1 protein-coding gene is annotated in these 283 nt (G+C 64.3%); it reads left to right on the top strand.

Features of this window, described 5'->3' with window-relative positions; all coding sequences use genetic code 11:
- Window positions 1–283: TolC family protein (locus PQR42_RS45725; protein WP_408394127.1), on the top strand; the 283-nt coding region annotated here is incomplete at both ends.

Genomic DNA, 283 nt, shown 5'->3' with positions numbered 1-283 from the left:
GATCAATGCGATTGGCGTGCTGCTGGCGAAGGAACCGGGTGCATTGAAGCAGATGCTCGCCGAGCCGCGTGATGTGCCGGCGCTGCCTGATCAGGTGCCCATTGGCGTGCCGTCGGAGCTGGTGCAGCGCCGGCCCGATATCAGGAAAGCGGAGGCTCAACTGCATGCGGCCACCGCGACGATCGGCATGGCGAAGGCCGACTTCTATCCACGCATCTCGCTGAACGGCAGTGCGGGGTTCCAGAGCCTGCAGCTTTCGAATCTCGCTGACTGGGCGTCCGGA

This window comes from Paraburkholderia sediminicola (assembly GCF_046027355.1).
Lineage (GTDB): Bacteria > Pseudomonadota > Gammaproteobacteria > Burkholderiales > Burkholderiaceae > Paraburkholderia > Paraburkholderia sediminicola_B.
This window is presented reverse-complemented; position numbering and strand designations above follow the sequence as displayed.